9 protein-coding genes and 1 pseudogene are annotated in these 8,207 nt (G+C 64.8%); 7 read left to right on the top strand and 3 right to left on the bottom strand.

Annotation, left to right across the window (positions count from 1 at the left end; all coding sequences use genetic code 11):
• A pseudogene (locus tag WBF82_RS12190) lies at window positions 1-320 on the top strand (LLM class F420-dependent oxidoreductase); the annotation flags it as partial.
• A 17-nt stretch (window positions 321-337) separates the two neighbouring features.
• On the opposite strand, the gene WBF82_RS12185 reads toward WBF82_RS12190, so the two are convergent.
• Window positions 338-571: a DUF7218 family protein gene (locus tag WBF82_RS12185; RefSeq protein WP_424383282.1), complete on the bottom strand. Its 234-nt coding sequence runs from the start codon at window positions 569-571 to the stop codon at window positions 338-340.
• A 226-nt stretch (window positions 572-797) separates the two neighbouring features.
• Here WBF82_RS12185 and WBF82_RS12180 point away from each other — a divergent pair, with 226 nt between their 5' ends.
• Window positions 798-2,183 carry an NAD(P)/FAD-dependent oxidoreductase gene (locus WBF82_RS12180; RefSeq protein ID WP_424383281.1) on the top strand — a complete coding sequence of 462 codons (1,386 nt, stop codon included), beginning with the start codon at window positions 798-800 and terminating at the stop codon, window positions 2,181-2,183.
• A 4-nt stretch (window positions 2,184-2,187) separates the two neighbouring features.
• On the opposite strand, the gene WBF82_RS12175 is transcribed toward WBF82_RS12180, so the two are convergent.
• The gene (locus WBF82_RS12175; RefSeq protein WP_424383280.1) at window positions 2,188-2,616 is read right to left on the bottom strand and encodes a PaaI family thioesterase; all 429 of its coding nucleotides are present in this window, start codon (window positions 2,614-2,616) and stop codon (window positions 2,188-2,190) included.
• Between the two features lie 136 nt (window positions 2,617-2,752).
• On the opposite strand from WBF82_RS12175, the gene WBF82_RS12170 reads away from it, so the two are divergent.
• Window positions 2,753-4,129 carry a cytochrome P450 gene (locus tag WBF82_RS12170; RefSeq protein ID WP_424383279.1) on the top strand — a complete coding sequence of 459 codons (1,377 nt, stop codon included), beginning with the start codon at window positions 2,753-2,755 and terminating at the stop codon, window positions 4,127-4,129.
• Between the two features lie 22 nt (window positions 4,130-4,151).
• A complete protein-coding gene (locus WBF82_RS12165; RefSeq protein ID WP_424383278.1) occupies window positions 4,152-4,964 on the top strand; it encodes a phthiotriol/phenolphthiotriol dimycocerosates methyltransferase in 813 nt (270 codons plus the stop codon).
• 119 nt (window positions 4,965-5,083) lie between these two features.
• On the opposite strand, the gene WBF82_RS12160 is transcribed toward WBF82_RS12165, so the two are convergent.
• Window positions 5,084-5,893: an iron reductase gene (locus WBF82_RS12160; RefSeq protein WP_424383277.1), complete on the bottom strand. Its 810-nt coding sequence runs from the start codon at window positions 5,891-5,893 to the stop codon at window positions 5,084-5,086.
• 182 nt (window positions 5,894-6,075) lie between these two features.
• Between WBF82_RS12160 and WBF82_RS12155 the strand changes: the two genes are divergently transcribed.
• The 3 genes from WBF82_RS12155 to WBF82_RS12145 all read left to right on the top strand — a co-directional run.
• A complete protein-coding gene (locus WBF82_RS12155; RefSeq protein ID WP_424383276.1) occupies window positions 6,076-6,492 on the top strand; it encodes a BlaI/MecI/CopY family transcriptional regulator in 417 nt (138 codons plus the stop codon).
• A gap of 15 nt (window positions 6,493-6,507) precedes the next feature.
• On the top strand, window positions 6,508-7,461 hold the full coding sequence (locus WBF82_RS12150) for a M56 family metallopeptidase (protein ID WP_424383275.1): 954 nt from the start codon (window positions 6,508-6,510) through the stop codon (window positions 7,459-7,461).
• Between the two features lie 120 nt (window positions 7,462-7,581).
• The coding region (locus WBF82_RS12145) for an NAD(P)-binding domain-containing protein (RefSeq protein ID WP_424383274.1) at window positions 7,582-8,207 on the top strand (626 nt) is incomplete at its 3' end.

Here is an 8,207-nt window from a genome sequence, read left to right as displayed (position 1 = left end):
ATGCCGACCACCTCAACGTCATGGCCGGATTCGACGAGCTGCCGGGCAAGCTCGACGCATTAGCCAAACGATGCGACGAGGTCGGCCGGGACCGCGCGACGTTGGAGACCAGCGTCCTGCTTACTGTCCTGCTGGACGAGAACGCCGAGCCGAAGACGCGCCAACGCATGGTGGCGGGCGGCGCCGACTACATCGCCGAACAGATCCAGGCCAAGGTGCTGGACGCTGGCATCGACGGCGTGATCATCAACATTCCGTTCTACACGCCCGGTGTGGTCACCGCGGCCGGGCAGGCGCTGCGTCCGCTGGTCGGTCTTTGACCGACCGGCGAGGCGCGCTAACTCGACTTCTTGCCGCCCTTCCGGCCGGCAGCCTTTTTCTGGGACGTGTTTCCGCCGCTACCGGATCCGCTGCTGCGACTGCTTTGGCTACTGCCTGAGCTCTTACCGCCCCTACTCGACGCTCCGGGCGAATTGGAAATTGCGGCGGCCCGAGATTTGCTCATCCCCTTTTTGCGCAGGCCCTCGTATTGCTTGTCGTTCTTAACGCTCGAACCATGATCCTTGGTCACTGTGCCTCCTTGAGATGGCCCCGTTGAGGTTCGTGTTTGCGAGTACCCCTTCTCGGACACCGAAACACCCAGCTACCAGCGCAGGACGTCGCTGTTGAGGCAGCATGCAGCAGCTGATCTTGCTGACGTCGCCGTGGGGGTGATCACACGGATAGCCGTCGATAATGGCAGGTCGGGGCTATACCGTAGAGGTGAATACCGTCGCCGTCGAGGAGCAAAGCCAACTATGAGCGCCCACCCCGAAGACACTGCACCCGGCCATCGCCACCGGGTCGTGGTCATCGGATCCGGATTCGGCGGACTGAACGCGGTCAAAAAGCTCAAGCGAGCCGACGTCGACATCAAGTTGATTGCCCGGACCACCCATCACCTGTTTCAGCCGATGCTCTACCAGGTGGCGACGGGCATCGTCGCCGAAGGGGCGATCGCTCCCCCGACGCGGGTGATCCTGCGCGAACAACGCAACGTCCAAGTCTTGTTGGGCGACGTGACGCATATCGACTTAGCCGGCAAGTTCGTCGTCTCGGAGTTGCTCGGCCACACCTATGAGACCCCGTATGACAGCCTGATCATCGCCGCCGGCGCCGGTCAGTCCTACTTCGGCAACGACCACTTCGCCGAGTTTGCACCCGGCATGAAGTCCGTCGACGACGCGCTGGAACTGCGTGGCCGCATCCTGAGCGCATTCGAACAGGCCGAACGATCCAATGATCCGGAGCGGCGCAAGAAGCTGCTCACCTTCACCGTCGTCGGCGCCGGCCCTACCGGTGTCGAAATGGCCGGCCAGATCGCCGAGCTCGCCGATTTCACGTTGAAAGGCGCGTTCCGGCACATCGATTCGACCAAGGCGCGGGTGATCTTGCTGGATGCTGCTCCCGCAGTGCTGCCGCCGATGGGCGAGAAGTTGGGCAAGAAGGCGGCCGCGCGGTTGGAGAAGATGGGCGTCGAGATCCAACTCGGGGCGATGGTGACCGACGTTGACCGCGACGGCATCACGGTCAAGGATTCCGACGGCACCGTCCGGCGTATCGAATCCGCCTGCAAGGTGTGGTCGGCAGGAGTCTCGGCCAGCCCGTTGGGCCGCGATCTGGCCCGCCAGTCGACGGTCGAACTCGACCGCGCTGGGCGCGTCGAGGTGCTACCCGACCTGTCGGTACCCGGCTACCCGAACGTCTTCGTCGTCGGTGACATGGCTGCCGTCGACGGCGTCCCAGGAGTGGCGCAGGGCGCCATCCAGGGCGCTAAGTACGCCGCGACCACAATCAAAGCCGAACTGGCCGGCGCCGATCCGGCCGATCGCGAGCCATTCCAGTACTTCGACAAGGGCTCGATGGCCACGATCTCTCGGTTCTCCGCCGTGGCGAAGATCGGTCCGCTCGAATTCGGCGGTTTGATCGCCTGGTTCGCGTGGCTGCTGCTGCACCTGGTGTACCTGATCGGATTCAAGAACAAGATCACGACGGTGTTGTCCTGGACGGTGACGTTCCTCAGCGGGCGACGTGGCCAGCTGACCATCACCGAGCAGCAAGCGTTCGCCCGCACCCGGCTCGAGCAGCTGGCGGTACTGGCTGCCGAGGCACACCACGGCGAGACGACGCCGGCCGCCAGCTAGCCGGCTAGCCGCCCGCCGGGGCTTCGTCCAGGTTTTGCAGTCGCACCTGACCGCGGGCGACCACGCGGTCGTCGGAGTCGGTGATGGTGACGAGCCACAGTTGCTGACGACGCCCCCGATGTAGCGGCGTCGCAGTGCCGTAGACGGTGCCACTGCCGATGGCACGCAGAAAGTCCGTGTTGTTGTTGACGCCGACGACAGCACCGCCGCTCTGCGCGTTGACCCAAGTCCACGCGGCCACGCTGGCCATGCTCTCGATCATCGAGCAGTAGACCCCGCCGTGCACGATGCCCATCGGCTGCAGCAACTTCGGCTGTACCTCGAGTTGCGCGCGTGCGCCATCCGGGCTGAGTTCGGTGAACACCAGTCCTAGCTCGTTATCGAACGGCGCCTCAAAACCCTCTGGGATAACCGAGTCTGGCAATGACTGCATAGCCTCTGTGTGTACACGGCTCGGGTTGGCGAGGGTGTTTCCGGGTAGCCGAAATGCCCTGCGGGAGCCGCCCCGCTACCGTTACTGTGGGTCGGCGCGAAACCTATGCAGTACCGAAACGGGGTGACGGAACGACATGGCAACGGCAACAACCGAGCCGGTGCGCCTACCGCCGGGTCCACGGTTACCGAAGGCCCTGCAGGGCCTCTGGTTCTTGCGTGAGTACCACGAAATGTACGGCGCTCTCAGTCGACGCTACGGCCCGGTTTTTAGCGTGAATATGCCGCGCCTGGGCCGTGCGGTGGTGGTCAGGGATCCCGCCCTGGTCAAGGAGGTGTTCGGCACCAGTACCGATTTGCTCGAACGCGCGAGGACGGGAACCGCCAGCCTGGGCGACGCGTTCGGCTCGGGGTCGACGTTCGCCCTTGCCGGGGATGAACTGCTCGAGCGCCGCAAGCTCGTGCTCCCGCAATTTCACGGCAAACGGATGCGAAGCTACGAGCCCATCATCGAAGAAGAGGTGCTGCGCGAGATCGCGGCGTGGCCGGAAGGGCGGGAGTTCCAGACGCTGCCCTCGATGACGGCGATGACTCTCGGCGCCATCCTGCGGGCCCTGTTCGGCGCCGAGGGAGCCACGCTGGACGAACTGAACGACCTGATTCCGCCGATGGCCGCCCTCTCCGGGGTGTACTTGACACTGCCGTCGAGCTTGCGGCGTGACCTGGGTCCATGGAGCCCGGGCGGACGATATTTGCGGCACCGCCGCCGTTTTGACGCCGCGATCAACTCGCTGATCGCCACTGCGCGCGTGGATCCCGCATTGGAAGAGCGCAGCGATGTGCTTGCACTGCTGGTGCGGGCGCGCTACGAAAACGGCGAGCCGATCACGAATCAGCACATCGCCGACGAGATGCTGACCTTGCTGGTATCCGGCCACGAGACAACCGCGGGATCACTGGCCTGGGCAGTGGAGCGGTTGATTCGCCATCCTCAGCTGCTGTCGCGGCTGACCGAGGAAGTCGACGCCGGTGGATCCGAACTGCGCCAGGCCACGATCGCGGAAGTGCAGCGCACTCGGACGGTTCTCGACTCCACCGTGCGGTGCACCAAGGCGCGTATTCGCCTGGGAGACTGGGTCTTTCCGGAGAACACCAGGATCGTCCTGAGTCTCGCGCTGGTCCACGATTCAGATGAGAGCTTCTCGGACGCGATGTCGTTCAACCCGGACCGATTCCTCGGCAGTGCCGCGAAGCCGAAGGCCTGGATTCCGTTCGGCGGCGGTGTCAACCGTTGCGTCGGCGCGGCGCTAGCCACCATGGAGATGGACATCACCCTTCGCCTACTGCTGCGCGAATTCCGTTTCGTACCAACCGATGCGCCGGCCGAACGACCACACTGGCGCGGTATTGCCTACGCACCGGCGCGCGGCGCGCGAGCAGTGGTGTACCGGCGCACCGATAAGGCGTTGCGTGATGCCGACTCTGCTTCGTTGGCCGACCACCGCGGCGCATAGTCCGCGTGGCATACTCGCCGCTGTGACTCTGACTTCCAAGCGGTACATCAAGCTCGTTGACCCTTTTCCATGGTTGAAACGAGCCATCAACAAGTACTGGTACCCCTTTATCACCCGCCGGTGGGAAAACGAAGACGTCACCTTTCTCAACTGGGGCTACGAGGAAGATCCGCCGCTTGGACTGCCGCTGGCCCCTGAGGATGAACCCAACCGGTACAGCATTCAGCTCTACCATTGCACCGCGACCCAAGCGGATCTCGGTGGCAAACAAGTTCTGGAGGTCAGCTCCGGACACGGCGGTGGAGCCGCGTATCTGGTACGGACGCTGCAAACGGCGTCCTACACCGGGCTGGACTACAACCCGGACGGTGTTGCATTCGCCCAAAAACGGCACAGCCTACCGGGGCTGGATTTCGTGCACGGCAACGCTGAGAGCATGCCCTTTCCCGACCACTCCTTTGACGCGGTGATCAACGTCGAAGCGGCGCACTCTTACCCCCATTTCGACCGTTTTCTTTCTGAAATGACGCGGGTGCTGCGCCCAGGAGGGCATTTCCTGTACGCCGATTTCCGCGGGTTCCTCGAATATGACGAATGGGATGCAGCACTGGCCGGCATGCCAATGCGGATGCTTTCGAAGCGGGAGATCAACACGGAGGTGCTGCGCGGGATGGACACCAACTCGCAGCGCTTCCTGGGCCTGAACTCCCGGTATGTGCCCAAATACCTGCAGCCCTGGGGCCGCGTATTCGCCGGGGCGCCGGGCACGGCGGGGTACAAGCAACTGCAAAGCGGGCGGCTTTCGTACCGGATGTACCACTTCATCAAAGATTGAGGCAGAGCGGCTGTAGAAGCTGCGGTACCCCTAGACGCAGGCGAGCCCCGTGCGTCAGGCACGGGGCTCGCCGATCGAGTTGACCGGGGGTCGCTGCAGCCCTCAGGACGCCATCACGGTCATCTATCGCTCGATGCCAGCAGCATAGGCAAGGCTGCCCTAATTTCGCAAGGGTTCGGTTCCCGCATGCGTGGCACCCGCCGACCCCGCACCGGCAGGCCGAAGCGGACGAGCGCATCGAGGACCGCTTGACCGCGACGCATTGCGGACAACTCGTCGGCGCCGGCCAGCTGTGGCAGCTGGGTCGCGGTCGCCACCACCATCGACCCGACCATGTGCCACATCGTCGTGACTGAAACCGCGCCGGCACTGACCGCGTGCAGTTTGGCGAACAGCGGTGCCAGGGCGCGGTGACAGCGGTGTGCGACCCAGGTCGTCAACGCTGCCTCGCTGGGCAACTGCACCACGCCGTCGCGAAGGCAATCACAATCGTCTGTCGCGAAGTAGGGGTCGCCGGGAAGCATGCGCACCGTCGGGTCGACCACCCCGGCCCAGTCGATGACGCCATCGGAATCGACGTGCACCCAAAGGTTTTCCAGGCCGGTGTCCCATGCCCGCGCCTCCAGCACCAGCAGCGCGACGACTCGCCCGATCACCGTGTGGATCAGCATCGCCGCCAACTGCCGGGCGGCGCTGCGACGATCCATGTCCACGGCGGCCTCGTCGAACATGGTCTGCAGGCGATCGGTGTGCAGGGCCGATTCCAGCGGCCACCATCGGCGGACGGATACGTCGGCCAGCACTGCGACACCATGTACCCGTGGACATTGCGGATACTGTTCGCGAAGCCGCTGGCTGGACTCGTGCAGCGGCAGCACGCGGTCGATCGCCATGGCCGCGATGAGCGGATCGTCGGTCAGAGTCGTCACCGGCACCTCCTTTAGTGAGGTTAGCCTAACCATAGAAATTGACGTTGACGCTGTGAAGGCCATCACACCGACGGGACTCAACTCGCCATTCGGCAGTGAGAGGTTCATCGGCGAACGGACGGGTACGACCGTCGGTAGTAAGCCGGGGTACGCTTACGTCATTGCACAGGAGATGAATGAATATGGCTAAGCTCACGCGTCTGGGCGATCTCGAGCGTGCGGTGATGGACCATCTTTGGTCCGCTCCTCAACCTCAAACAGTGCGGCAGGTACACGAGGCGCTGTCTATGCGACGCGACCTGGCGTACACGACCGTGATGACAGTGCTGCAACGACTGGCCAAGAAGAACCTGGTCTCCCAAATCCGCGACGACCGCGCGCACCGTTACCTTCCAGTACACGGCCGCGACGAACTCGTCGCGGGCCTGATGGTCGACGCGCTGGATCAGGCCTCCGACTCAGGAAGCCGGCAAGCGGCACTGGTGCATTTCGTCGAACGGGTCGGCGCCGACGAGGCCGAGGCGCTGCGCCGGGCACTTGACGAACTGGAGTCCGGCCACCGCGTCGCGCCGTCTGCTGGCGCTCAACGCGAGGGCTAAGGGAGACTGGGCACTGTGTCCGGGCTAGCCTTCACCCTCCTCGCGGTGATGCTGGTCGGCCCGATACCCGCTGTGTTATCGCGGGCAAAGTGGCCGCTGCGCGCCCCGCGCGCAGCGATGGTGCTGTGGCAGGCCGTGGCTGTGGCCGCGGTGCTTTCGGCGTTCAGCGCCGGGATTGCGATCGGCAGCCGGCTATTTCTTCCCGGTCCAGACGGGCGGCCGACCGCCACCCCGGTGGCTGCCATCGGGCGGCTCGGCTGGCCGCTGTGGGCGCTGGATGTCGTGGTTTTCGCGCTTACGCTGCTGATCGGTGCCCGACTGGCGATGGCGGTGGTCCGGGTGGCCATCACCACGCGCCGGCGCCGCGCCCATCACCGCATGCTCGTCGATCTGCTCGGTGTAGCGCCGGACGCGATGTCCGCGCGGGCCTGCGCCCGCGAGCGTGACCTGCGCGTCCTCGAAGTTGCACAGCCACTGGCCTACTGTCTGCCCGGCGTGCGCAGCCGAGTGGTGGTCAGCGAGGGAACGCTCGACTCGCTCACCGAGACCGAGGTTGCCGCGATATTGAGCCACGAGCGGGCCCATCTGCGCGCCCGTCATGATCTGGTCCTCGAGGCGTTCACCGCTGCGCATGCCGCATTCCCCCGATTCGTCCGCAGCGCAAACGCTTTGGATGCGGTCCAGTTGCTGGTCGAACTGCTGGCCGACGATGCCGCGGTCCGAGCAGCCGGCCGCGCTCCGCTCGCCCGCGCCCTGGTGACGTGTGCGTCGGGTCGCACGCCGCGAGGCGCGTTGGCCGCCGGCAATGCCCACACCCTGTTGCGGGTGCGCCGGCTTGCCGGGCGGGGCAACAGCCTGACGTTGTCGACGGCCGCTTATCTCGCGGCAGCGGCGGTCCTGGTGGTGCCCACGATCGCGCTGGCCATTCCCTGGCTGACTGAACTGCAACGGCTGTTCACCGCCGCCTAACGTGCGGCTGGAGCATCCGCTGCGCTTTGGCGATACTTTGCAGAGGCGAAGAATATCGCTGTGCCACAGTGTTCGGTGCAAGGCTTTCCAAAGAACGTCACGACCCTGAGAGGCGAATACATGAGCTCGGAATCGAACGCTACTGACGGCACCGCGCAAATCGGAGTCACCGGGCTTGCCGTGATGGGGTCGAACATCGCCAGGAACTTCGCCCACCACGGTTACACCGTGGCGCTGCACAACCGCTCGGTCGCCAAGACCGATGCGTTGCTGAAAGATCATGGCAGCGAAGGCAAATTCGTCCGGTCGGAGACCATCGAAGAGTTTCTCGCCGCGTTGGAGAAGCCGCGCCGGGTGCTGATCATGGTCAAGGCCGGCGACCCCACCGACGCCGTCATCAACGAGCTCGCCGACGCCATGGACGAAGGCGACATCATCATCGACGGCGGCAACGCGCTCTACACCGACACCATCCGCCGTGAGAAGGCGATGCGCGAACGCGGTCTGCATTTCGTCGGCGCCGGCATCTCCGGCGGCGAGGAGGGGGCGCTGAACGGCCCGTCGATCATGCCGGGCGGCCCCGCCGAGTCGTACAAGTCGCTGGGTCCGTTGCTGGAGGAGGTCTCCGCGCACGTGGACGGCGTGCCGTGCTGCACCCACATCGGCCCCGACGGCGCCGGGCATTTCGTCAAGATGGTGCACAACGGCATCGAGTATTCCGACATGCAGTTGATCGGCGAGGCCTA

Source organism: Mycobacterium sp. (genome assembly GCF_049673265.1).
Lineage (GTDB): Bacteria > Actinomycetota > Actinomycetes > Mycobacteriales > Mycobacteriaceae > Mycobacterium.
This window is presented reverse-complemented; position numbering and strand designations above follow the sequence as displayed.

What these genes read in the sequence shown, in the direction of transcription:
- WBF82_RS12175 (WP_424383280.1), bottom strand. Translation starts at nt 2,616, where the DNA reads ATGCAGTCATTGCCAGACTCGGTTATCCCAGAGGGTTTTGAGGCGCCG.
- WBF82_RS12155 (WP_424383276.1), top strand. Translation starts at nt 6,076, where the DNA reads ATGGCTAAGCTCACGCGTCTGGGCGATCTCGAGCGTGCGGTGATGGAC.
- WBF82_RS12180 (WP_424383281.1), top strand. Translation starts at nt 798, where the DNA reads ATGAGCGCCCACCCCGAAGACACTGCACCCGGCCATCGCCACCGGGTC.
- WBF82_RS12170 (WP_424383279.1), top strand. Translation starts at nt 2,753, where the DNA reads ATGGCAACGGCAACAACCGAGCCGGTGCGCCTACCGCCGGGTCCACGG.